Consider the following 23433-nt stretch of genomic DNA (forward strand, 5'->3'; position numbering starts at 1 on the left):
AACGGGAGATGGGGGAGATGGGGAAGGTGAGGGAGATGAGGAGATGAGGAGATGAGGGGATGCGATGGGAAGATATGCAGGTTTAGAATGCTGTTGAAATTGAATATAGCCTAACCCAGAATTAAAACGGGGTGTCGCATGGGGTCGAAAGCGGGCGCTGTATTCGAAAAGTGCTGAAACGCCGATTGTAAGATGATCAGAGATTTGTTAAACCTGCCCTGTCGCGAATTATTTCGAACTAAACTGACCTCAACTCAGATTCAAGGAACTCGATGAACTCGATCATATTTCGCGATTTTCCAGGTTCTACATTCGATTCTGAATCAATGTGAATATGATGGGGAAAATTAGGTAAATCTGGAAAATGTTTAACCACAATTTCTATAGCAGCAATAATTGGACTGTCAACCAGCTTTGCTTTGACAGCAGCGATGTATTGCACTAAAGCCATCGATTTTAAGATGCTTTGACTGTGGCATAATTCAACATTTCGTAGTAAGTGTTCCACTCAAAGAAATCGATTGAATCTCCAAGTTCACCCGCCTGAAAATGCTGATAAAAATACTCTGATGGCATTTGATATTTTTCTTCAAATTCTCTTAAGCGCAGTTCTAAATCTGGTACCTGATTTGAAATAGTAGAGTGTTGGAGTTCATGCTCTAACCATTGCCGTTCTTCTACTGACAGTGAAAGGATGATTTGGGCTAGAGATTCTACTAGTTTTTTGTTCATAAAATCCCTCTATTTCTGTTCACAAAATGCTCTAACAATTTGCGGTGTAGAAGTTGTCTCTGGGTTTAATCTATTTGCTCAATGCCATGGCGATCGCATCCACTACTCTTGCCACCGGAACAATTTCCATCTCCAATTTAGGATAGGTCTGTCCACTGGGCACGATCGCCCGTTTAAACCCCAGCTTTGCTGCTTCTTTTAAGCGCACTTCCAACTGCGACACCGATCGCACCTGTCCCCCCAGACCGACCTCACCGATTAAGACTGTACCGGGAGCCACGACGCGATCGCGAAAACTAGCAGCAACGGCGATCGCCACCCCCAGATCGGCAGCGGGTTCACCCACATTTAGCCCACCGGATGACGAGACATAGGCATCGAGCTTAGATAAAGGAATGCCGACACGTTTTTCTAACACCGCTAAGATTTGCAAAAAGCGATTGTATTCAATTCCTGTGGTAGAGCGACGCGGCGAGGGATAGCTGGTAGGACTCACCAGAGCTTGTAACTCGACGACTAATGGACGAGTGCCCTCGCACGCCACAATAATCGCAGTTCCCGGATTTTCTTCATCACGTTTGCCCAAAAATAATTCTGACGGATTCACTACCTCGTCTAATCCGCTATCCACCATTTCAAACACACCCAGTTCATGGGTGGCACCAAAGCGATTTTTTACCGATCGCAACAATCGATGGCTGGCAAAGCGATCGCCCTCAAAATACAACACCGTATCTACCAGATGTTCCAACACCTTAGGACCGGCGATCGCCCCTTCCTTGGTCACATGCCCAACAATAAATAAGCTAATACTTTGCCGCTTTGCCACCTGCATCAGTGCCGACGTACACTCACGCACCTGCGCCACTGACCCCGGAGCCGAATTCAGCGTGGCAAAATAAAGTGCCTGAATACTATCGATCACCGCCACCTGCGGCCGCAATGACTCCAACTCCAACAAGATTGTCTCTAGATCAATTTCCGGCAACAGATACAAATCAGGCGCACCCGGCAACAAATGAGCCGGAGAATTTTGCGCCTTAGATTTTCCGTTCTCCGTCAACCCCTGCCCCCTACCTCCCTTACCTCCCCTACCTTCCCCATCTCCCTCGCCTACTCCATCTCTCCCATCTCCCGTTCGACTACGCTCACGGCGAAGCCCATCTCCCTCACCTCCCCCATCTCCCTTCCCCTCACTCACACCCAACCGCTGCGCCCGCAATTTCACCTGCTGTCCCGATTCTTCCGCGCAGACATATAAGATGCGATAGTGCTGCGCCAGCCGATTGGCAACCTGAAGCAACAAGGTTGATTTACCAATCCCAGGATCGCCACCAATTAACACCAGAGAACCGGGGACAATGCCACCGCCCAACACCCGATCCAGCTCGGTATAACCTGAGGGCAAACGCGCTAAGGGATAGTCAGAAATTTGCGGCAGGATCAAAGACGCCAGGGGTTGTGGCGGACTGGATGTGCCCGATGGGGCATGGGGTTTGTTGCCGGGGCGGGTCGCCGCACTGACCCCGATGCGACTAGAACTATTAGCTGAAGTGCTAACAACCTGCTCTACCAGGGAGTTCCAGCTATTACAAAAGGGGCATTTGCCAAAAAGTTGAGCCGACTCAGCCCCACATTCATTGCACACATATAGCGATCGCTGCTTAGGCATTATAGATTCAGGAAAGATTTAGATTGTTGAGTTTTTGTTTAGGATAGTATTAAGTGGATGGCGAATCTTAAGAAACCCTGAAGCGTAGTTGTAATCAGTTTTTTAGCGATCCCTTCAAGAGCTAATAGGGTAATATCTTAATGATAAACTGACAAAAATTAATGATCAAAAACTCGCCATAAGGAGTGTTAAGGAAGTTGGAAACTCACAAGGAAAAAATTCTAGTCGTAGATGACGAAGCTAGTATTCGACGCATTTTAGAAACTCGTCTCTCAATGATCGGTTATGACGTAGTCACTGCCGCCGATGGCGAAGAAGCCTTGGAGACCTTCCGGCATGCAAATCCAGACCTGGTTGTTTTGGATGTGATGATGCCCAAACTCGACGGTTACGGGGTTTGCCAAGAGTTGCGGAAGGAGTCGGATGTTCCCATTATTATGCTGACCGCATTGGGAGATGTTGCCGATCGCATTACCGGGTTAGAGCTAGGTGCCGACGATTATGTCGTCAAACCGTTTTCGCCTAAAGAACTAGAAGCTCGTATTCGATCGGTGTTGCGCCGGGTTGAAAAGGTGGGCACGTCTGGCATCCCCAGTTCGGGCGTGATCCAAATTAACAACATTCGCATCGACACCAACAAACGCCAGGTTTACAAAGGCGACGAACGCATCCGCTTAACAGGGATGGAGTTCAGTTTGCTGGAGTTGCTGGTCGGTCGCTCTGGAGAACCGTTCTCGCGGGCAGAAATTTTGCAAGAAGTCTGGGGCTACACACCCGAACGGCACGTAGATACACGGGTTGTAGATGTTCATATTTCTCGCTTACGTGCCAAGTTAGAAGACGATCCGAGCAACCCCGAACTGATTCTCACCGCTAGAGGAACCGGATATTCGTTCCAACGCATTGTGCCACCGGGAGAAGAATAATTCAGGAGCATATCGCTCTAGAAATTTAGAAATCTTCTTTGAGATGTGTGTTCCTGGATGTTTTCTAGAGCGGCATGGCTTGTTGTGCGTCATTGTTAGATATCAGGGTGTTGTCAACCGCAGGGTTGTCGGCAAAATTTAAGCTGGCAAAAACTCATCGTCTCAGTCGTCGGGTGTGTTGGGTGCAAAGGGAAGCGATCGAGGGTGGTAGAAGGCGATCGCTTATTTCTCTGAAGCAATGAATATATAGTCTGAAATCCTTGAATTTATTGATATACAGCCATTTCAGGCAGATAAATTGCGCCACGAATGTTGAACTCGGTTCAGCAACGTTCAACAATTAGGAGATACTGAAATAATCAGAATAAATGGGTTATGCCCAGGTGAGTTCGATCGCCTCATTGTTCTTAGGAAACTATCCAAAATAATTTAGGCTGAAAACTTTCACCGTCATCGGTAGAGTCCATCTGATAGAATTTTTTAGGTTTCTATAACTATTGATTCAATGGGTTTAAGTCGGGCACGAATCGCGATCGATGCGATGGGTGGGGACCATGCCCCTGCTGAAATAGTCGCTGGAGCCGTAAGGGCACAGGAAGAATTAGCGGTTGATGTTCTGCTGGTGGGCGATCCAGACCAGATCAGAGCCTCCATGCCACATCAAAATCTTCCCTCTCAGATCGAAATCGTTCCATCTGAGGGAGTGATTGAAATGCATGAAGAACCCCTCAGCGGCTTGAAACGCAAGCCCAAAGCCTCGATTAATGTGGCGATGGACTTGGTCAAACGGGGGCGGGCAGATGCAGTTGTTTCTGCGGGGCATTCGGGTGCAGCGATGGCTGCGGGGCTGTTGCGCTTAGGGCGTTTACCTGGAATTGATCGTCCGGCAATTGGTGCGGTGTTCCCGACCTTAATTGCTGATAAGGCGGTGTTAATTCTAGATGTCGGTGCCAATGTAGACTGCCGTCCCAAGTTCTTAGAGCAATTTGCTGTCATGGGAACCATTTACTCTAAGTACGTCTTAGGGGTAGATGAGCCGAAGGTGGGTCTGCTCAATATCGGAGAAGAATCGACCAAAGGCAACGATCTGGCAGTGCGCGCGCATCAGATGTTGCAAGAAAATCCAAATATCTCGTTTATCGGCAATGCTGAAGGTCGAGATGTATTGTCGGGTCAGTTTGATGTCATTGTCTGCGATGGGTTTGTAGGCAATGTGCTACTGAAATTTGCCGAATCGATCGGCGAAGTATTGCTACAAATTTTTAGAGAAGAACTGCCTCAAGGGTTACGCGGTGTTGTGGGTGCTTCTATCTTGAAGCCCAATTTGCGGCGAATTCGCCAACGGATTGACCACGCTGAACATGGCGGCGGTCTACTGTTGGGTGTTGCCGGAATTTGTATTATCAGTCATGGTAGCTCGCAATCTCCGTCTGTCTTTAATGCGGTGCGCCTTGCCAAAGAAGCGGTCGATCACCAAGTTCTAGAACGGATTCAGTCTCAGTATCGTCAATCTGTGATTTCGGTTGCCGACGGGCAATCGTCTCAGTCGGGTGAAAAATCTGAGGGCGGCAACTGACCCTCTTGCAAGAACGGTCTAAAAGGCACGCATTCTAGGGCAATTAATAGAAATCTTGCAAGGGGTTTACCGGATGATGCAACTGACACAAATGGGGATTGCAATAACGGGCAGTGGTTCGGCTGTCCCCGTTACGGCGTTGGATAATGAGAGCTTGAGTCGGGTCGTCGAAACCTCGGATGAGTGGATCTCAACCCGGACTGGAATTCGGCAACGACGATTGGCAACGGCTCAGGACTCGTTGAAGGCGATCGCCACTCAAGCGGCTCAAAATGCATTAGATATGGCGGGCGTTGCTGCTGCCGATGTTGATCTGATCGTGCTGGCAACGTCTACACCCGACGATTTATTTGGCACTGCCAGCCAAATTCAAGCCGAACTGGGCGCAACCAAAGCGGTTGCATTCGATCTGACGGCTGCTTGTTCTGGGTTTATCTTTGGCATTGTCACAGCGGCTCAATTTATTCGCACAGGCACCTACCAGACCGTTCTATTAATCGGTGCAGATGTGCTGTCTCGGTGGACAGATTGGTCTGATCGCCGTACCTGCGTTTTGTTCGGTGATGGGGCTGGGGCAATTGTGATGCAGGCAAATGAGAGCGATCGCCTGTTGGGGTTTGAGTTGCGCAGTGATGGTAGCCAAAATAGCTCGCTCAACCTGGCATATCGGGCAGAGCCGAGAGAATTGACCGAATCGGTTTCTGTGGGTCAAGGCACCTTTCAACCGATCACAATGAATGGGCAAGAAATTTATCGGTTTGCCGTTAAAAAAGTGCCTGAAGTGCTCGAAAAAGCTCTGTTTCGAGCTAATCGAACGGTAGATCAGGTGGATTGGTTGCTGTTGCACCAGGCAAATCAGCGTATTTTAGATGCCGTGGCAACCCGTTTGGGTATCCCCAGTGCCAAAGTGATTAGCAATATGGCTAAGTATGGCAATACATCAGCCGCGTCTGTGCCGTTGGCATTAGATGAAGTGGTACGGGACGGCAAAATCCAACCCGGAGACGTGATTGCTGCCGCAGGCTTTGGCGCAGGCTTAACCTGGGGAGCAGCGATTTTCCAGTGGGGACGGTGAGATAATGGTCTAGAGGTAGTGGGATTTTTTTGAAACGCTCACGTCGTGAGCGTTTCAAAAAAATCCCACTATACGTGAAATCTGAAATTTTTTAATGAGTATGACTAAGACTGCATGGGTGTTTCCTGGGCAAGGGTCTCAGGCGATCGCAATGGGGTCAGACCTTTATGATCTGCCGGTTGCCCAAGAAAAATTTGAACAAGCCGCTCAACTGTTGGGTTGGTCTGTTCCAGAAATTTGCCAGAGCGAAGACGACAAGGTTTCTAATACCCTATATACCCAGCCTTGTTTGTATGTGATCGAAAGTATTCTGGTCGATCTGATGCTAGACCGGGGACACACTGCCGATGTGGTGGCTGGGCATAGCTTAGGTGAATATGTTGCCCTGTATGCAGCTCGCGTATTTGATTTTGCATCAGGGTTAAATTTAGTAAAACGTCGTGCCGAGTTAATGAATCAGGCATCTGAAGGCGTTATGGCGGCATTGATGGGGTTCGATCGAGAACAACTCGATCAGCAAATTGCCCAAACCGATGGCGTTGTGTTGGCGAATGATAACAATCCGGGGCAAGTGGTGATCTCCGGCACGACTGACGCTGTGGATGCGGTGATTGCCAACATCAAAACCAAACGAGCGGTTAAACTCAATGTCAGTGGCGCGTTTCATTCGCCCTTAATGGCAGGTCCCGCCGCAGAATTTCAAACCGTTCTAGATGCGGTTGCCTTTGCCCAGGCTCAAGTCCCGGTGCTCTCAAACGTAGACCCGACCCCTACTACGGATGCATCGCTGCTCAAAGATCGACTGATCCGCCAGATGACAGGTTCAGTCCGTTGGCGCGAGATATCGCTGCGGTTGCCTGAAGAAGGGATCGACACCGTGATCGAAATTGGGCCTGGTAAAGTTCTAACCGGCTTGATCAAGCGTACCTGCCCCGATCTGACTTTACAGAACATCAGCAGCCTGGCAGATCTAAGTGATAGCTAATAGCTAATAGCCATTAGCTAACCCCGACCCCCGACCCCTAACCCTTCAACCGCTCCCCTATGGGCAAAAACCGTGAACCTCGAATTAGCTTGCTGCTTTACCACCTGTTTAAATGGTCGGTTGTCAGCCCGATGTTTCACACCTATTTTCGGGGTCGAATCTATGGCGCAGAGCGGGTGCCCCAGCAAGGGTCCCTGGTAATTGTCAGTAACCACGCCAGCCATTTCGATCCACCGATTTTGTCTGCTGCTGTGCGTCGTCCGGTGGCATATATGGCAAAGGAAGAGTTATTTGACGTGCCCGTGCTCAGTCAGGCAATTCAACTGTATGGTGCTTATCCCGTAAAACGGGGGTCTCCCGATCGCAGTGCCATTCGGGAAGCGTTGGCAAAATTGCAAGATGGTTGGGCGGTTGGCGTGTTTCCTACAGGGACACGGACAGAAGATGGTCGGATTCTCAATCCCAAGTTGGGTGCTGCGATGGTTGCTGCGAAAGCGCAAGTCCCTTTATTACCCGTCAGTTTGTGGGGAACCCAGGCAATCCAAAATCCACCGCGTAGCGTCCCAATTACGATTCGATTTGGGGAGTTGATTGATCCACCGGCGGTGACTGATCGGGCTGCATTGGAAGCGGTGACCCGGCAGTGTGTAGATACTATCCACGCGCTGCATGACTTAGGACGATAAACTGATTGAAGTCTGGCACAATTATTTCGCTGGAAAGCGCAGGAAAAGCATGGCGGATTTGCGGGGCGAGTTAGCAGAGATGGTAGATGAGGCGGAATGGGAATGGTTGATGCCTCATGCCAAACGGGATGCGCTGCTGGTGGTAGATGATGATCTGGATCTATTAGACGTGGGGGTGGCGATCGCCACTGATAATATTTCGTCGGTCAGCGGTTGGGTTAGTCAAGCCCTGCTCTATAAGCCTTCCCCCGAACAACTGAGCGATTGGAGTGGCATTCCAGACAAACGATTTCATGCCTTAATCGTTCAGCCCTATGTTTTGATTCAAAACAAATTCAATTGATACCTGTTTAAACCCAATACACGACGGATAAAAGGTGTCTAGGATTGCAGAGGTTCAAGACCCTTGGTTCGCTAATCTATGGAGCTTAGCTTTATAGGGCAGACGAAGGATTCTATAGGACAAGAGCGTGGGGCTGTGTCCCCGGACAGGGGTTCCATCTCTGTACCCCGTTCTAATGAACCATTAAATTGCTATATAAAAATTAAAAATTGGTATAAATTGCTCTGAAAATGCAGCATTCATCCTTTAGGATGTCGTATTACGGGCGCTTCACCCCTATACAACATTAGGGATCGGTGTCAAAACAATCACTATAGCCTTACGCAATCGGGGTATGGCAGGTGATTGCTTCTAACCGAATAGTGCCATGTATTACTCAACTCTAAGTTCAAGCCAAATGGTTTTTCTATCAACTCTTACTTTTTTAGTCGCAGTCTTTTGTCTTTGGGTTTTACCTGTTGTTCTCGGTATCAGAGCTGCCAAGCAAAATAACCGTTCACCCCACTGGATGTGGTTTGGGATACATCCTGTGGGTGCCTGGATTGCCTACCTGGTTCTCCAATTTGCTTCTCCTCAGAAGCGCTGTACCGAATGTGGAGAACAAGTTCGATTCAATGCCAAGGTCTGTCCATACTGCACAACTGCCTTTGCTAATGTGCCCCTTTCAACTGGGTTTACAACCGTTGCTCGAAAGAGGAGCTGGCTACGGATCGGTAGCATTCTGGGTGCCGTACTCCTCGGATTTTTTGGGTTTCTTCTGGCTACATGGCTGATCATAGGTACCTCATTTGAAAATTCAGGGGCATATCAGCAAGCGCTTCAAAGAGCTCAAACAGATCCTCGTACCATCGAATTGATCGGTTCACCCATCACAGACGGAATCTTCACGTCTGGTTCAATAAGTACTTATGGTAATTCCAGGGGAGAGGCTAATTTGTCGATTCCACTCAAGGGACCAAAAGGTAGGGCGCGCCTATATGTCTTAGCTGAACTTCGTGCAGGGTTATGGACGTTCCAAACGTTAGAAGTTACCCCAGAGAATGGGCAACTCCGAATCAATCTCCTTGAATCCCAATGAATTGACTTTGGGTAGATGTTGCTCAGGATCACAGATAAATAAATGTGGCGTTCTTGTTGAGAGAGCGGCTCCACCGCTCTCTCAACACGAAATTAGAAGCAGGTAAGACGACATAGCCATCTACACGTTTTGATGTGCGACACCTTATTTTTCTAAGCGGACAACGTACCACTGGAGATAGGCTCCGGGACCCATATCTAGCTCACAGGAACTGTCCATTAAATATTTAGCTTGCTCTGCTACCGTCGAGAATTTTTGCAAGTCCCTTGGCAAATCATCTTGTCGGGTGGCTAGAATTTCTTGCAATTTTGCTAACAACTCGTCTGCCGTTAGAAATTGCTCTGGTTGATTGGTTTCCAGAACAACAAACGCATCCTCACGGTACATGATGGGGTTAGACATGGTCGGCTTTGACTTTGAGGGTTGAGCTTTACCAGCCTAAACGGTACTGGATCCGGATCACGAATCAAATAAAACCCGGACGTTATGTTTGGAAACGCGGCGTCGCCGCGTTTCCAAACATAAATGTCTTGGTTAAATCCACGATCCTGAGCATTTAATCGTTGGCAAAAATGTACTTATACAAATCTTTCGGATCGGGTTCTGGGCTATCTTGAGCAAACTGCACCGCATCATCCACGATCGCCTGGATATGACGGCTGATGGTTTTCAACTCGTCTTCGGTAGACAATTCATGCTCGATCAGGTGTGCCGCTAGCTTTTTGATCGGGTCACGGGAAAACCAAAATTCTTTCTCAGTTTTGCTGCGCAACTCGTCGGGATCTGCCAGGGAATGACCTCTAAACCGATAGGTCAGAGCTTCAATTAGGGTTGGTCCCTCACCTGCACGGGCACGGGCGATCGCTTCTTCTGCAACCGCATGAACTGCCAAAACATCCATGCCATCGACTTCAACCCCAGCCATGCCAAAGGCAGCGCCTTTTTTAAAGATTTCCGGTTGAGAGGTGGCACGTTCGTGCGCCATGCCGATCGCCCACTTGTTATTCTCGACCACATAGAGGATCGGTAGCTTCCACAGTGCAGCCATGTTCAGACATTCAAAAAACTGTCCGTTGTTTGCTGCACCATCGCCAAAGAAACAAACCGTCACCTGGTCAGCATTGGGATCACCCAGCGCTTCTTTGCGATATTTAGATTGGAAGGCGGCACCCGTCGCGACGGGAATTCCTTCGGCGACAAAGGCATATCCACCCAAAAGATTATGCTCTGATGAAAACAGGTGCATCGAGCCGCCCCGCCCTTTGCTGCACCCTGTTACTTTGCCAAATAGCTCTGCCATGACTTCGCGGGCAGGAACACCAGAGCTGAGTGCGTGGACGTGATCGCGGTAGGTGCTGCAAACGTAATCATCTTGACGCAAAGCTTTGACAATGCCAGTGGAAACGGCTTCTTGCCCGTTATAGAGGTGGACGAAGCCAAACATCTTGCCGCGATAGTACATCTCAGCACACTTATCTTCGAACATGCGCCCCAAGACCATATCTTCGTAGAGTCGTAACCCTACCTCTTTCGTGATCGACGCTGAAGAAGCCTGAAAAACCGGGAGTGTCCGTTCCTGAACCATCGATATAAATCCCCTCACTGCGATCGCGTATGAGCTACGCAATCCCCAATGGTAACAGGGTTTAGACCCCAAATCTACTCTCGCCTGAACTTTAACAACAGACCCACACACAGGCAACGGCAGCATGTCAAATTGGGCGATTACAGGGTTGGGGAAGGCGCGCGTCGCGCACCTTCCCCAACCCTGTAATCACGGATTTAGACCCCCACCAGGATTGGTCTACTGCCTTGCATAGCTGTTGACAGGGGCTAAGGTTGACCGATCCTAAGATGTCGAAATGTTGCGATCGCTGGAGGTGTCTACGGATGCCGAGCCTGCGTCCGTTCCCCGACAACAAATTTGCTAGATAGAGCAAAATTGTCGCCAGAATCAGCCTTGCAAGACTTATCTGCTGCATTTAGCAGGACTCAGCGACAGACCTTAACCCAAGATTTTCGAATTCTTAAGTTCCAGATTGTCAAAATCAGGTTAAATTTATCGATATTTTGTCTATGCTGAATGGATGAATTAAGTCAAATGCTTCTAATTATGGTAAAACTACACCTTTAAAAGTATCCTGAAGGGTGTATAAGGGTGAAGTCAATCATAAAATTATGAATTAATTATTGCTGGGGAAGTAGGCTGTGCGAGTTCCGCTGGATTACTACCGGATTTTGGGATTACCGATTCAGGCGACTGCTGAGCAGCTCAGGCAGGCTCATCGCGATCGCGCCTTGCAACTTCCTCGTCGTGAGTATTCTGAGGCAGCCATCACTGCGCGTAAGCAATTACTAGACGAGGCATACGCCGTTCTTTCGGATGTTGAGCAACGGCAAGCTTACGATGCTGCTTTTTTGGCAAAATCCTACGAGCTGGATACCGACTATACAGACAGTCAGGCAGATACACCCAGTCCCTCGTTTGCCGTAGACACGGGCATTGATCCCTATACACCCAGTATTGATATCGAGCCTCAGCAGCTGGTCGGCGCATTGCTGATTTTGCTAGAGCTGGGTGAATACGAACTGGTGTTAAAGCTAGGACGCCCCTACCTCAGTAGTGGTAACCGCAGTCTAGGTAACGGTAAGTTTGGTCAGCCTGATATTGTTTTGGCAGATGTCGTTTTAACAGTGGCGCTGGCGTGCCTGGAGCTGGGACGAGAACAGTGGCAGCAAGCGCAATATGAAAATGCCGCAGAATCGCTGCAAATCGGTCAAGAATTGTTGTTACACGAAGGGTTGTTCGCCAGTATCCGGGGAGAAATGCAAGCAGATTTATATAAGCTTCGACCCTATCGGATTTTAGAACTGCTGGCATTGTCCGACGAACGTGTCAGCGAGCGCCAAAGGGGCTTGCTCTTGTTGCAAGAGATGCTGCAAGACCGAGGCGGCATCGATGGCAATGGCGAGGATCAGTCGGGCTTGAGTGTTGATGACTTCCTTCGATTTATCCAACAATTGCGCAGCTATCTAACAGCTGCCGAACAGCAGTCGATCTTTGAAGTAGAATCTCGTCGTCCTTCAGCTGTGGCGACGTATTTAACGGTGTATGCGTTGCTGGCAAGAGGGTTTGCGGAAGAACAACCGGCGTTAATTCGGCGGGCAAAGCTGATGCTGGCACGGTTGGGCAGTCGTCAGGATGTTCATTTAGAGCAGGCAATTTGCGCGTTGCTTTTGGGGCAAACGGAAGAAGCCAGCCGTGCCTTAGAGCTAAGCCAGGAATATGAGTCGATCGCCTTTATTCGAGAGCATTCGCAAGGTTCCCCCGATCTATTGCCGGGGTTATGCCTGTATGCAGAACAGTGGCTGCAAAATGAAGTCTTTCCTCAGTTTCAGGATTTGGTAGAAAAGCGGGCATCTCTGAAAGATTATTTTGCCAATGAGCATGTGCAAGCATATCTGGAAGAATTGCCAAATGAGCCAGAGGTGACCCCCTGGCGGATGCCCCAATCTGCCACCAATGGTCGGGCTACGGCGGCGGCTTATCAACCCAAAAGCCGCTACAGCGAACACACAATTGAACAGGGCGGACAGGGTAGAGTAGGTGCATCTGCTTCAGCGTCGGCAACCGCGACTTTAGAAGCAGAACCTCGTACGGCGACTGTTGCTGCTAACAGCAATATGCCAGCCGCAGAGCGAGTTTCTCAATTATCTCCCGAAGCAAATTTGAATGGAGGTGCGGCTATGTCAACGGGTGGAGGGCGTTCAGGGCGATCGCCTCAGACTTATTCAACCTCAAAACGCGGTCAGGGCATTAACAGTTTACGAGTCACACAACCCGGATCGGTGTCATCCTATCGATTTGGCAGTAAGCGGCGATCGCTGCGGCTCGACCGCCTGTTGTTCTTGTTCGCTGTTGGGTTTTTGGGGATTGGGTTTCTGGTGTTTTTAGGCAGTAAGTTGACTCAAGCCTCATCGGGCGGTGCGTCATCTCTGCAAACATTGCAACCTGGCTTAGCTGCTGTGCCGCAGTCGTGGGGAACGGTACCCGTTGCCGATGATCCGACGGCACCCATGACCGAACAGAAAGCTCAAGAGATTATTCAAACCTGGTTGCAGGCGAAAGCGGCTGCTATGGGTGAAACCCACGATATTGATCAGCTTTCTACTATTTTGGCAGAACCTGTATTGTCCCAGTGGCGGGGTAATGCCGAAGAATCGAAAGCAGAGAATCGCTATGCCGAATACCAGCACACATTGAAGGTCACAGGGGTAACGGTGACGCCTGATAGCCCTGACGAAGCCGAGGTCATTGCAGATGTAACGGAAACTGCAAAATTCTACAGCGATGGGCAAATTGATACTGAGTCTTCTTATGACGATAATCTCCAGGTGCAGTACAGTCTGATTCGCCAAAATAACCAATGGCTGGTACAAGATATGGCGGTTGTGCAGTAGATAGAGCGTTTTTACCAGCATGACCGATACCCTGTTCCAGGCTTATGTGCCCCTGTTATTTTGGACGGGGTTGGGCGTAATTCTTTTTCGATTTCTACCCAAGGCATTTCCGCGTTTCTTAGGACGGGCGTTGTATTGGGTCGGTGTGCCGTTACAAGTTTTTACGTTAGCTAGACAAACGAGTTGGTCGAGTCGGATTGGGTTGGTCCCGGCTCTAACGATCGCGTCGGTTTTAATAGGTCTGGCGATCGCCTGGGGTTGCTTACAGGGGTTAAATCGATTGAGCACTCGGTCGAGTAAACCAGTAGAGCCAGCAGCCGAAGCGCCGCTGTTAGAATGCTCCTCAGATCTGCCCGATGAGCGTCAACCCTGGCAAATAGCCGCCTGGAAAGGAGGATTTATTCTCTCGTCGATGCTCGGCAACACAGGGTTTGTGGGCTTGGCGGTCGTGCCGCCGTTTGTGGATGAGCATTATCTGGGTTGGATTGTGTTTTATAGCATTACCCAGAATGTGTTTGGCACCTATGGCGTGGGGGTGTTTCTTTCTAGCTTTTATGGACGTCCTGTAGAAAATAACCGCTGGTGGCTCCAGTTTCGAGATGTCCTGACGGTTCCCTCGTTGTGGGCATTTGCATTGGGGATATTGACGCATGCGATCGCGGTTCCAGAAGTAGTCGAGGCAGGTTTACATACTTCCATTTGGGTCGTCATCCCCATTGCTCTGATTTTGATGGGGATGCGGTTGAGCCAATTGCAAGGTTGGAAGAGCTTACGGTTAGGCATGATCCCGGCAACACTGAAGGTATTGGTTTTGCCCAGTTTGGTTGGGTTAATGACTACGTTGATTCATTTAGATCCCTATCCCCGGCTGGCATTAGTGCTGATGTCGGGGATGCCCTCTGCGTTTGCAGGGCTGATTTTGGCAGAAGAGTATGAGCTGGATCGAGAAATTATTGCCAGCAGCATTGTGGTAAGTACGATCGCCTTGTTGGTGACAATTCCACTCTGGCTGTTGCTGTTTGCTTAGAACCAGAGAGCCACGGCGGAGCCGTGGCTCTCTCAAAAAAAGCTGGTTATCCCTGCTTTAGTGTGGCGCGGCGGAGCCGCGCCACACTAAAGCAGGGATAACCCCTAAACAATTTGCTTGCGTAAAAAGTTGAGTAAGACGGCATTGACTTTTTCGTGCCAATCTTCTTGAGGATAGTGCCCAACCTCTTCGAGTTTGCTTAATTCTGCTTGTGGTACTGATTGGACGAAGCTCTCGGCGATCGCCATCGGTAACCAGGGATCGCGCATCCCCCAAGCTACCAGGATGGGCTGTTGCCACGTCGCAAAGCCTGCCTGAATCTCAGCGGTGACGGTGGATAAATCCAGGTTTTTCACCGTTGCCAACAGTGCCCGTCCGGCATCAGAACTCTTGAGAAAGGGGCGACGATACACATCTAAATCATCATCTTCAACCCGATAACCGCCTCCACCTTCTAAGGTGCGATCTACCAGGAGTGGGTCTTGAGTCACGACGTCGCCTAAAAAAGGAACCGAAAATTGTTGGATTTTCCAGGGGACTTTAGCCGCAGGTGTGATCGGAGCATTGAGAATCACCAGCCGTTCAATCCGTTCTGGGTGGCGCAAGGCATATTGTAAGCCCACCGTCCCCAAATACCCCTGAACCACTAAAGACAATCGATCGATCTGAAGGTCTTGGATAAATTCGGCAAAGGCTGTAACAAAGGCAGCGGGAGTATAAGCAAATTCACGGCGATCGGGTTTAGAGGAGAATCCACCGCCGATCCAGTCAGGAGCGATCGCCCGGAACCCTTGATCTGCCAGTTCGGGTAGTGTATTCCGCCAACCATAGCTCTGGGACACTAAGCCATGCAGCAGCACTACGGGAGGTTTTTCGGTCGGGTTGACAGGCAGTGCTTCCCGATAAAACCATTTCAGCTTTCCCACTTCCAGTACATTTTCTGTAACTGCCACGCCCTGTGCTCCTCTGTCGTACGAAATACACGGTTATAACGCTTTGCCCTGAGATAGATTACGGTTGAGAACCGTGCAGAGCGCGGCTCTCAACCATCAACCTGGATGAATTGAGAGATATTTTTACAGATGAAACTAAAGGTTTCAGGTTCAACCCTATGTCAAACCAGTCATGCCCACGTTTCAGTTGAAAGATATTTTTGTAGGTGGAACCTTCGGTTTTACCTGTAAAAATAGGTCAAATCAGTCATGTCCAAGTTTCAGTTGTTGCTAGAGCTTACTGCCGAGCGGATACCGGCGGCAAGTCAACCCGTCGAGGTGATGGAGGATGGTCGTTCCTAATGCAGTTGAGTTGGGACAGAAGGGCGATCGCCTAATTATCGAGAGTGATCCCGTAAATTTTTATGATCTACTAGGTTTTGTAGTTTTCGATACAGAATATTTTGATATATTAGTTAGTAGAGATTCGAAATATCTCTCGATTCTCTCAATCCTAAGTGCCTGGGTTGGCTCCATTTGTACCCGACACACAGCCCACCACGCTAAATATCTAAATATTTTGTCAATCCCCCTTTCACCCTTCCTCTGCACTCACAAGGAGAACCTGACATGTCTACTCAAGATCAAGCTCGCGCACTGATGCACCGCCACCACCACTCCATCAAGCATCGTCAACAATCTATGTTGGGGCGTTCTGCTGTTGAAGTCGGACTGACAGCTGATGACGCGGCTCACTACTGGAGCACAATCCAGGGTAAGCCCAGTGCTAGCTCCGCCAGTTATGATCGCAGTCATGCCTCTCTGAGCTAGATGCAGTGCTGGTACAGCAATAGCGATCTAATAGAGATATCTGCTAAAGAAAATATCTAAATCCCGTGTTGTCGCGTTTCGACGCCGCTCAATGATCGGGATCTACGGGCTAAGTAAAGCATAGGCTGAGCAAAGTCATGGGCTGAGCGAAGTCGTGGGCTGAGCGGAGTCATGGGCTGAGCCAGATCGTGGGCTGAGCGGAGTCGAAGCCCAAATCCTATTGATTGACTCTGTCTTTAAGAAGGGCATTCTCCTGAAATCAGGAGAATGCCCTTCTTATTTTTTGCTGTAAAGTTGTCGCAAAAACGATATTGCACTCGTTTTATAGCAGCCGAGAGGCTGGTTGAACGGGGTGCAGGGGCTGCGCCCCTAGCTAGGGGCGCAGCCCCCACACCCCCACTGTCTTAACCCTCTACTCAATTGCTATAACTCCAAAAAATTGGGCTTTGAATGCATTTGTATTCCTTAACAATTACAAAGCTGTTTCTATCTATTAAAAGATTGGCATACACTAGGCTTCACGTAGATGAGGAGCAATCATGACGCGCGTCATTATGGAAACCGAAAAGGGAACAATTCATCTGGAGTTATCTGATCAGGAAGCTCCAATCACTGTGAAAAACTTTGTAGAGCTTTCCAGCAGTGGTTTTTATGACGGCTTAACCTTTCATCGGGTCGAACCAGGCTTTGTTATTCAGGGGGGTGATCCCCGAGGCAATGGCACAGGAGGCTCAGAGAAGTCGATTCCACTGGAAATTTGGGCAGAAGGCGACGCGGAAGCAACCGTTGGGCGTGTATTAAGCCGAGGTCAAACACCCATTGTCAAACATGACACCGCAGGTGTGATCTCGATGGCGAGAACGAACGACCCCAACAGTGCGACCAGCCAGTTTTTTATTACGCTGGACGCAACTCCGTTTCTCGATGGTCAGTATGCTGCCTTTGGTAAGACTGAAGACGTTGCAGTTGTGCAGGCTATTCGCAAAGGCGACAAGATTTTGTCGGTCAAGGTGGAAGCATAAGAGTTTGGGTAGCCGCGTTCAGGTTGTCAGCCAAAACTTAGGATCATCAATTAACTCAATCCCGAACGTTCATTTTCGGAAGTGTGGCGTTGCTGCACTTCCCAAAGTCGATCGTCGGTTTGATTAAATTCACAATCTTTGGGGACGGGTGAACCGCTAATAGCTAATAGCTAATAGCTATTAGCAAGTGGTCAATAGCTAACAGCTAGTGTTGCAACTACTAAATTTTGCAACATGGGGGGTGGGGGCACCGCCCCCATGCAGGGGTTTCCTCCTGCACCCCGTTGTAAAAATTTTGATTGAGTCTACTAGTGTTTCAGGGAGAACTGAATGGCAGATTGGCAGGAAATTTCGGGTGGGGTGACGGCTCCGAAGGGGTTTAAAGCGGCAGGGATTGCGGCAGGCTTGAAGCCATCGGGTGCGCCAGATTTGGCGTTAATTGTATCGGACGTAGAGGCGATCGCCGCTGGAGTTTTTACCACCAGTCAGGTGAAAGCGGCTTGTGTAGACTATTGCCGTCAACGGCTTCAGGCAAAAGCAACTGCCCGTGCCGTTTTGTGTAATGCCGGTCAGGCTAACGCGGCAACAGGTGCTCAGGGCTGGGCTGATGCTTTAGAAAGTGCCCAGTTGGTTGCAGATGCCCTGGCAGTCTCATCCGAATCTATCTTGGTGGCTTCCACGGGGGTGATTGGGCAGCGCATTCGCATGGATGCCTTGCGATCGGGCATCCCTAAACTGATTGCATCCCTATCAGAAGCGGGGTCGGATGCGGCTTCAACGGCAATTATGACCACAGATCTGGTGCCAAAGACCATTGCCCTGGAAGCCACGATTAGTGGTCGTCCGGTGCGGATTGGCGGCATTTGTAAGGGGTCGGGGATGATCCACCCCAACATGGCAACGCTGTTGGCATTTGTCACCTGTGATGCTGCCATTTCACCTCATCTCTGGCAAGAAATGCTGGGTCGGGCAGCCGATAAAAGTTTCAACCAGATTACGGTAGATGGCGATACGAGTACCAACGACAGCCTGATTGCTCTGGCGAATGGAGAGTCGCGCACGCCTGCGATCACAGAGATGGGCGCTGAGGCGGAAAAGCTAGAAGCGATGTTAACAGAGGTTTGCATCCACATGGCGAAGGCGATCGCCCGAGATGGTGAAGGTGCTACTTGCTTGCTAGAAATCCAGGTGTCGGGTGCCCCCAACGATGCTGCTGCCCGTCAGGTTGCCCGCACTATTGCTGGCTCATCGTTATTCAAGTCGGCTGTTTTTGGGCGCGACCCCAACTGGGGGCGAATTGCCGCTGCGGCTGGGCGTGCTGGTGTAGCGTTTGATCAAGGTAATTTGCGGGTGAAACTCGGCGAATTTTTATTGATGGAAAACGGTCAACCCCTGACCTTTGACCGGAGTGCTGCCAGTGCTTATATGAAGCAAGCCGCTGCCGGAGACTATCTAAAAACTGATACGGTTTTAGTGATGGTCGATTTAGGTGCCGGACATGGGTCGGGTACGGCTTGGGGTTGTGATCTGAGTTATGACTACGTCAAGATTAATGCAGAATATACAACCTGAATTTAAAATTCAGACCGTTGGTTTGGGCAGAGCCGCTTTGCGGCTCTGCCCAAACCAACCCTTCAGTTTTATAGACTGCGGCAGTATCGTTTGAGATAACCCGGTTGGGGGCTTTGCCCCACCCCCGATCGCCAAAATTCTATGGGCTGAAGCAGTGTATCGGTTGACTCTAAACTTTAGAAGCGTTCAACTTCCCTCAACTCATGGACTTACAAACCATTGCTCGTGGAAACACAGCGTATCCTCTTACGACCGTTCAGTATTATCCTGATCTGATTCGTGCGATCCAGACAGCACTCAATCGCATGGGATATTCTGCCGGAACCGTCAACGGCACCTGGAGCCGAGATGTTAGTGATGCTTATACTGCATTTGCCAAACGCTATCGGTTTGAATCCGGACAAGTCTCGCCCAGAGCGGCAAAGATGCTGTTAGATGCGTTACCGACAACTGCGACGCCCAGCCCTACCTTTACGCCCCAACCTACACCCCAACCTTTACCCAGTCCTACGCCATCTCGACCCTCACCCAGCCCTACGCCAGCTCCTACACCCTCAAGCTATGCGGCATCGGCATCGTCTAGCCTGACCCTTCAGGCGATCGCCAGTGGCTCAGTTGCTTATTCGATTACTTCTATACAAAACTATTCCAGTCTGGTAACGCCGATTCAGACGGCACTCAACCGTTTAGGTTTTTCTGCGGGCACTGCCGATGGCAGATGGGGCACCACCACCAATGCCGCTTACCGAGCCTTTGCGCTGAGATATGGATTTAATCCTAATGAGGTGTCTCCCAGAGCGGCTAGCTTCATTCTTACCTCAGTAGGTAATCTTAGCCCTTCACCCAGTCCGGCACCCACCCCAACCCCGACCCCAACGCCTCGTCCCAGTCCCTCGCCGACACCCTCACCCAGTGGCAACCACTTCGATGAAGCGTTACGCTTTACCTTGCGATGGGAAGGTGGCTACTCCAACAACCCCAATGATTATGGTGGTGCTACGAATAAAGGGGTTATCCAGACGGTGTATGACGAGTATCGCCGAAGCAAAGGGTTGCCCACTCGTGCGGTTCTCTACATCACCGATGCGGAAGTCTTAGATATTTACCAAAATCGCTACTGGAGTCCGTCTCAGGCGGCGTTAATGACGCGGGCATTGGCGATCGCCCATTTTGATACAGCGGTGAATTTTGGCGTCGGCGGTGCCACCATGTTTTTGCAAGAAACGTTGGGGTTAACGCCGGATGGTGCGTTTGGTCCGATGACCCGCGCTGCTTTAGAGCGATCGAACACGAGTGCAACCGCACGTCGCTACGTGCAGGGGCGAATTAACTACCGCTATAACCGGGTCAGCCAGGATCCCAGCCAACGCGTCTTTTTGCAAGGTTGGCTCAACCGTGACAATGATCTGATGAGATATATTTCAAATATTGCCTGAGCGATCGCCGGAGCATTGTGTAACGTACAAGGTGTTGTGAGGGAGCCGCGCTCTGCGCGGCTCCCTCACAACATCCGGAATCTTTTGCTATTCAGCCATGCTCAACACCCACTGGGTCTGCGGTTCAGGATTGCACCGTATTGAGAACTAACTCGCGACAGCCTTTAATGCCCAAACTCGGGTCTTGGCGATAGGCTGCTTCTGGTATCCAAACTTGCAGGTTACGTGCAGCGGTAATCAGATATAAATACTTGGCATCGGGGTTGTAATGAATGCCAACTCTGAGGTTGGAATAGTCGTCTTCGCAAATCTCGAAGCCAAACCGAACAATAATTTGGGCGACCAAACATTCGGGCGTGTCACAGTATTCACCCGAGGTGTCTCTTTCTTGCCAAAACGTTTCTAAAAAACGCTGGAGTAGGGGCAACACCTTATCAGGAATACCGTTTCTGCTGGCATAAATGATAGCGGGGTTGTCTTCGACGATAATGTGGCACGGGACGCTAGACATGAACTAAAACTCCTGACGACAAAACCCTGGTCATACTGACATCGGATCACAATCAAAGGCAGATGTTAAAACACAGGGGGGTTAGGGCTATAGCCCCTACGCAACGTGGACAAGGTTTCATTTGGGCTGGAAAGCCTCTAGATAAAATAAATTATCTATGATTTGGCAGTGTGCGCCAAAGGCTTGCACTGCCTGACGATGAGGTATGTAATGATGTCTGTTCATTTATTTAACAGACGCAGAGAGGAATTTGAGAAGTTAGCAAACTTGACTGATTTTTTCAGAAGGTTTACTAATATGAACCAATATGATCATCCAATTCATCGTGCTGCATCTTCTAAGACTACCCTGTTCCATTCTGAGGAATAACGGGGTCGTGTGCGGAGGATGCCCCTGCTTAAGGTGTTTCTCTAGAGGCAGAGTAATTTAGGGTCACACATTATATAAAATCCAGACGTTTAGTTTCAGACGGGCAGTGTCGCTGCCCAACTGAAACTAAATCTTTGATTTTATTAAATCTGTGATCCTTAAACAGCACAATGGTTTTGCAACTTCGACAAAGCATATCGAAGGTATATAGCAATATGCAGGTTGATTAAGTACAGGGGGTGCAGGGGGCACCGCCCCCTGCGTGGGGGTTCCACCCCCACACCCCGTACTCAACCCAAGTGGGTACCGCTATATTGAGACATTTCGACTGAACGTTTATTCAATTAATTTAATCGTTTGTCAGATAGTTTTCAGTCAGATCTTTGCTTTGACTGACTCAGGTGCTCATTTCCTGGTGATTGTGAGTTAAGAGCCCATCTAGACATTGATATTTCATACCCTTTGGGCACGGAGCCTAGCCTCCCTCTTACCCTTTCTCTATAGGTTCTAAGGATCACAGCTTAATGAACCCATCACTTTTTCAACAAGAAAGGGGTTTTATGAAATTCACAATCCCAAATGATCGGCTGTGTTTTGAGTGAAAAGGAGTTAGACCGACGACGGAGCAGCCCTTCTCATTCAACAGACTTGGTTTTACGTAATTCGTCATCCTGATTTAACACATCTCTTTTTAATCAGTCTTAAGGAGTTACCGCGTGAATGCTGCTGAACAGGTCAAAAATTTTGAAATTGCTACCAAAGTTGCTACGATTGTCAACCTGTTCAAATCTGAGTTTCCTGATGCTAAGGCGGATCTAAAACCCTGGGCAAACGATCGCGATACAACTGAGTTGGTTGACCCAGACTCGATTGATTTGGGGTTTCATTTTCCGGGGTGGAGTCGTTCGCTCCAGAGCCGGAGCATTTTGATTCAAATTCGGTTTCACACGGATGCTGTGACGGACTGTCATCGGGCGATTGGCATTGAGCTAGCCGGGTTTAACCACACGGGCAAGCAATGGCAATTGTCTACGATCGACAGTTGGGATTTTGTGGGGTCGGTCTGCCCCACGCCCGATCGAGGAGAAAAGCTCAAGCATTTTTGCCGTCAGGTGTTTGCGGTGTTTAGTGGGGATGATGTAACGCAGGAAGGGTGAAGATTTAGAGCCGTATTTTGGCGCAAGTATCCTGCTCAGCGGAGTATTTCCCTAAGAATCGTGGATTAAATAAGATCGGATATGGAATCGTTTGGAGGGGCGAACGGCCGTTCGCCCGTACAACAAATCATCGGAGTTATTTAATCCCATTCCTAAGGTTGTCTGGCGATCGCCAACCTCTAACCGTCTTGAGGGAACGTGAAGGGTGATGGTTAAACCCTTGTCCAAAAAAATAATTTCCCAGATAGGCTCTAAATAGTGGCGTTTGCATTGGACGAATGCATGATCATTTCTGAACCAATGACAATGCTAACGGACTATGCGATCGCTCTAGAAGCATGGCTGTTTTCGGTGCTGTTGGTACAACGTCGTCAGCAGTCTGTGCGATGGTGGGCACTTGGTTTTGCTGCGGTTGGGGTCGCCGCGATCGCAGGCGGTACATATCATGGCTTAGCCTTGGCGTTGCCAGCGGCAATGACCGCATTGCTGTGGCAATGTACCCTGTATGCGATCGGGCTATCGGGTGCTTTTGCATGGCTAGGAACGGTGGTGAGTTGTATCTCCAGGCGATCGCAACCGATATGGTTTGTTGTCATCGGGCTTAAATTACTGCTGTATTTCTATCTAACGACAACCCAACGTCACTTTTTCTATGCGATCGCAGATTATTTTTCTGCCATTCTCATGGTGTTGATGTTGCACATTCACGTTGCCCGTCATCATCGCAACCCCTGCCTGGTCTGGGCGATCGCCGCTGTAGTCCTATCCGGTATTGCTGCCAGCTTTTTGTGGGGGCAATTTTCCCTAGCATTTCTCAACCCCGACACCGCCTACCACCTGATCCAGATGGGCGCACTCTATCTGTTTTTTCGCAGTGCCCGCTTGCTGAAAGATCGCGAATAGCTCGGCTGCTTCCACACATGGCACCGCTATGTCCTGCTGCTGAATGCGTCGTGCAAGACATATTATTTTGACGTTAATTTTTCCTGCTCATCTTCCCTTTCTCACTCAAACACGATTCACGATAGTCTTAGTACACTTC

Annotated in this window: 23 protein-coding genes; 16 read left to right on the top strand and 7 right to left on the bottom strand. The window is 49.5% G+C overall.

The window, feature by feature from the left end:
* Positions 1-238: 238 nt before the first annotated feature.
* The 3 genes from ACR6Z4_RS12340 to radA all read right to left on the bottom strand — a co-directional run bounded on the left by ACR6Z4_RS12340 (position 239) and on the right by radA (position 2404).
* A complete protein-coding gene (locus tag ACR6Z4_RS12340; protein WP_479717570.1) occupies positions 239-451 on the bottom strand; it encodes a hypothetical protein in 213 nt (70 codons plus the stop codon).
* A 5-nt stretch (positions 452-456) separates the two neighbouring features.
* Positions 457-732: a hypothetical protein gene (locus ACR6Z4_RS12345; RefSeq protein WP_479717571.1), complete on the bottom strand. Its 276-nt coding sequence runs from the start codon at positions 730-732 to the stop codon at positions 457-459.
* A 70-nt stretch (positions 733-802) separates the two neighbouring features.
* Positions 803-2404 (bottom strand): DNA repair protein RadA, encoded by a 1602-nt coding sequence (radA, locus tag ACR6Z4_RS12350; RefSeq protein ID WP_479717572.1) that lies wholly within the window; start codon positions 2402-2404, stop codon positions 803-805.
* Between the two features lie 197 nt (positions 2405-2601).
* On the opposite strand from radA, the gene rpaB reads away from it, so the two are divergent.
* The 8 genes from rpaB to ACR6Z4_RS12390 all read left to right on the top strand — a co-directional run bounded on the left by rpaB (position 2602) and on the right by ACR6Z4_RS12390 (position 9073).
* On the top strand, positions 2602-3330 hold the full coding sequence (gene rpaB / locus ACR6Z4_RS12355; protein ID WP_479717573.1) for a response regulator transcription factor RpaB: 729 nt from the start codon (positions 2602-2604) through the stop codon (positions 3328-3330).
* Positions 3331-3437: 107 nt separating this feature from the next.
* Complete coding sequence (locus tag ACR6Z4_RS12360; protein ID WP_479717574.1) at positions 3438-3572, top strand: hypothetical protein; 135 nt, start codon at positions 3438-3440, stop codon at positions 3570-3572.
* A 263-nt stretch (positions 3573-3835) separates the two neighbouring features.
* A complete protein-coding gene (gene plsX / locus ACR6Z4_RS12365) occupies positions 3836-4906 on the top strand; it encodes a phosphate acyltransferase PlsX (protein WP_479717575.1) in 1071 nt (356 codons plus the stop codon).
* Between the two features lie 82 nt (positions 4907-4988).
* Positions 4989-5981, top strand: coding sequence for a beta-ketoacyl-ACP synthase 3 (locus ACR6Z4_RS12370; protein WP_479717644.1), 993 nt, complete (start codon positions 4989-4991; stop codon positions 5979-5981).
* A 100-nt stretch (positions 5982-6081) separates the two neighbouring features.
* Entirely contained in the window at positions 6082-6966 is an 885-nt protein-coding gene (fabD, locus tag ACR6Z4_RS12375) for an ACP S-malonyltransferase (RefSeq protein ID WP_479717645.1), read from the top strand.
* Between the two features lie 59 nt (positions 6967-7025).
* Positions 7026-7652: a lysophospholipid acyltransferase family protein gene (locus ACR6Z4_RS12380; protein ID WP_479717576.1), complete on the top strand. Its 627-nt coding sequence runs from the start codon at positions 7026-7028 to the stop codon at positions 7650-7652.
* A gap of 49 nt (positions 7653-7701) precedes the next feature.
* The gene (locus tag ACR6Z4_RS12385) at positions 7702-7995 is read left to right on the top strand and encodes a DUF2288 domain-containing protein (RefSeq protein WP_479717577.1); all 294 of its coding nucleotides are present in this window, start codon (positions 7702-7704) and stop codon (positions 7993-7995) included.
* A 508-nt stretch (positions 7996-8503) separates the two neighbouring features.
* Positions 8504-9073: a cytochrome c oxidase assembly factor Coa1 family protein gene (locus ACR6Z4_RS12390; protein ID WP_479717646.1), complete on the top strand. Its 570-nt coding sequence runs from the start codon at positions 8504-8506 to the stop codon at positions 9071-9073.
* 144 nt (positions 9074-9217) lie between these two features.
* Here ACR6Z4_RS12390 and ACR6Z4_RS12395 read toward each other — a convergent pair whose 3' ends face one another.
* A complete protein-coding gene (locus ACR6Z4_RS12395) occupies positions 9218-9475 on the bottom strand; it encodes a CRR7 family NDH-1 assembly protein (RefSeq protein WP_479717578.1) in 258 nt (85 codons plus the stop codon).
* Positions 9476-9629: 154 nt separating this feature from the next.
* Positions 9630-10658, bottom strand: a complete 1029-nt coding sequence (gene pdhA / locus ACR6Z4_RS12400; RefSeq protein ID WP_479717579.1) for a pyruvate dehydrogenase (acetyl-transferring) E1 component subunit alpha — start codon at positions 10656-10658, stop codon at positions 9630-9632.
* Positions 10659-11281: 623 nt separating this feature from the next.
* On the opposite strand from pdhA, the gene ACR6Z4_RS12405 reads away from it, so the two are divergent.
* Entirely contained in the window at positions 11282-13534 is a 2253-nt protein-coding gene (locus tag ACR6Z4_RS12405; RefSeq protein ID WP_479717580.1) for an IMS domain-containing protein, read from the top strand.
* Between the two features lie 19 nt (positions 13535-13553).
* Positions 13554-14561 (top strand): AEC family transporter, encoded by a 1008-nt coding sequence (locus ACR6Z4_RS12410; protein WP_479717581.1) that lies wholly within the window; start codon positions 13554-13556, stop codon positions 14559-14561.
* A 104-nt stretch (positions 14562-14665) separates the two neighbouring features.
* Here the strand turns inward: ACR6Z4_RS12410 and ACR6Z4_RS12415 are convergent, their stop codons facing one another.
* Entirely contained in the window at positions 14666-15514 is an 849-nt protein-coding gene (locus tag ACR6Z4_RS12415; protein WP_479717582.1) for an alpha/beta fold hydrolase, read from the bottom strand.
* A 609-nt stretch (positions 15515-16123) separates the two neighbouring features.
* Here ACR6Z4_RS12415 and gifA point away from each other — a divergent pair.
* From gifA to ACR6Z4_RS12435, 4 genes are all read left to right on the top strand, one after another.
* Entirely contained in the window at positions 16124-16324 is a 201-nt protein-coding gene (gifA, locus tag ACR6Z4_RS12420; protein ID WP_479717583.1) for a glutamine synthetase inactivation factor IF7A, read from the top strand.
* 539 nt (positions 16325-16863) lie between these two features.
* On the top strand, positions 16864-17346 hold the full coding sequence (locus ACR6Z4_RS12425) for a peptidylprolyl isomerase (protein WP_479717584.1): 483 nt from the start codon (positions 16864-16866) through the stop codon (positions 17344-17346).
* A 330-nt stretch (positions 17347-17676) separates the two neighbouring features.
* Positions 17677-18918 (top strand): bifunctional ornithine acetyltransferase/N-acetylglutamate synthase, encoded by a 1242-nt coding sequence (gene argJ, locus ACR6Z4_RS12430; protein WP_479717585.1) that lies wholly within the window; start codon positions 17677-17679, stop codon positions 18916-18918.
* 203 nt (positions 18919-19121) lie between these two features.
* On the top strand, positions 19122-20354 hold the full coding sequence (locus tag ACR6Z4_RS12435; protein WP_479717586.1) for a glycosyl hydrolase 108 family protein: 1233 nt from the start codon (positions 19122-19124) through the stop codon (positions 20352-20354).
* A gap of 124 nt (positions 20355-20478) precedes the next feature.
* Here ACR6Z4_RS12435 and ACR6Z4_RS12440 read toward each other — a convergent pair whose 3' ends face one another.
* The gene (locus tag ACR6Z4_RS12440) at positions 20479-20865 is read right to left on the bottom strand and encodes a histidine kinase (RefSeq protein ID WP_479717587.1); all 387 of its coding nucleotides are present in this window, start codon (positions 20863-20865) and stop codon (positions 20479-20481) included.
* 1085 nt (positions 20866-21950) lie between these two features.
* Here ACR6Z4_RS12440 and ACR6Z4_RS12445 point away from each other — a divergent pair.
* The gene (locus ACR6Z4_RS12445; RefSeq protein WP_479717588.1) at positions 21951-22391 is read left to right on the top strand and encodes a hypothetical protein; all 441 of its coding nucleotides are present in this window, start codon (positions 21951-21953) and stop codon (positions 22389-22391) included.
* Between the two features lie 300 nt (positions 22392-22691).
* Entirely contained in the window at positions 22692-23294 is a 603-nt protein-coding gene (locus ACR6Z4_RS12450; RefSeq protein ID WP_479717589.1) for a DUF6962 family protein, read from the top strand.
* The last annotated feature ends 139 nt before the right edge of the window (positions 23295-23433 follow it).

The organism is Calyptranema fuscum S582 (assembly GCF_055793305.1).

Coding starts and splice junctions, on each gene's coding strand:
- ACR6Z4_RS12340 (WP_479717570.1), bottom strand. CDS start 451: ATGGCTTTAGTGCAATACATCGCTGCTGTCAAAGCAAAGCTGGTTGAC.
- ACR6Z4_RS12345 (WP_479717571.1), bottom strand. CDS start 732: ATGAACAAAAAACTAGTAGAATCTCTAGCCCAAATCATCCTTTCACTG.
- radA (WP_479717572.1), bottom strand. CDS start 2,404: ATGCCTAAGCAGCGATCGCTATATGTGTGCAATGAATGTGGGGCTGAG.
- plsX (WP_479717575.1), top strand. CDS start 3,836: ATGGGTTTAAGTCGGGCACGAATCGCGATCGATGCGATGGGTGGGGAC.
- fabD (WP_479717645.1), top strand. CDS start 6,082: ATGACTAAGACTGCATGGGTGTTTCCTGGGCAAGGGTCTCAGGCGATC.
- ACR6Z4_RS12380 (WP_479717576.1), top strand. CDS start 7,026: ATGGGCAAAAACCGTGAACCTCGAATTAGCTTGCTGCTTTACCACCTG.
- ACR6Z4_RS12385 (WP_479717577.1), top strand. CDS start 7,702: ATGGCGGATTTGCGGGGCGAGTTAGCAGAGATGGTAGATGAGGCGGAA.
- ACR6Z4_RS12390 (WP_479717646.1), top strand. CDS start 8,504: ATGTGGTTTGGGATACATCCTGTGGGTGCCTGGATTGCCTACCTGGTT.
- ACR6Z4_RS12395 (WP_479717578.1), bottom strand. CDS start 9,475: ATGTCTAACCCCATCATGTACCGTGAGGATGCGTTTGTTGTTCTGGAA.
- pdhA (WP_479717579.1), bottom strand. CDS start 10,658: ATGGTTCAGGAACGGACACTCCCGGTTTTTCAGGCTTCTTCAGCGTCG.
- ACR6Z4_RS12410 (WP_479717581.1), top strand. CDS start 13,554: ATGACCGATACCCTGTTCCAGGCTTATGTGCCCCTGTTATTTTGGACG.
- gifA (WP_479717583.1), top strand. CDS start 16,124: ATGTCTACTCAAGATCAAGCTCGCGCACTGATGCACCGCCACCACCAC.
- ACR6Z4_RS12425 (WP_479717584.1), top strand. CDS start 16,864: ATGACGCGCGTCATTATGGAAACCGAAAAGGGAACAATTCATCTGGAG.
- argJ (WP_479717585.1), top strand. CDS start 17,677: ATGGCAGATTGGCAGGAAATTTCGGGTGGGGTGACGGCTCCGAAGGGG.
- ACR6Z4_RS12435 (WP_479717586.1), top strand. CDS start 19,122: ATGGACTTACAAACCATTGCTCGTGGAAACACAGCGTATCCTCTTACG.
- ACR6Z4_RS12440 (WP_479717587.1), bottom strand. CDS start 20,865: ATGTCTAGCGTCCCGTGCCACATTATCGTCGAAGACAACCCCGCTATC.
- ACR6Z4_RS12450 (WP_479717589.1), top strand. CDS start 22,692: ATGACAATGCTAACGGACTATGCGATCGCTCTAGAAGCATGGCTGTTT.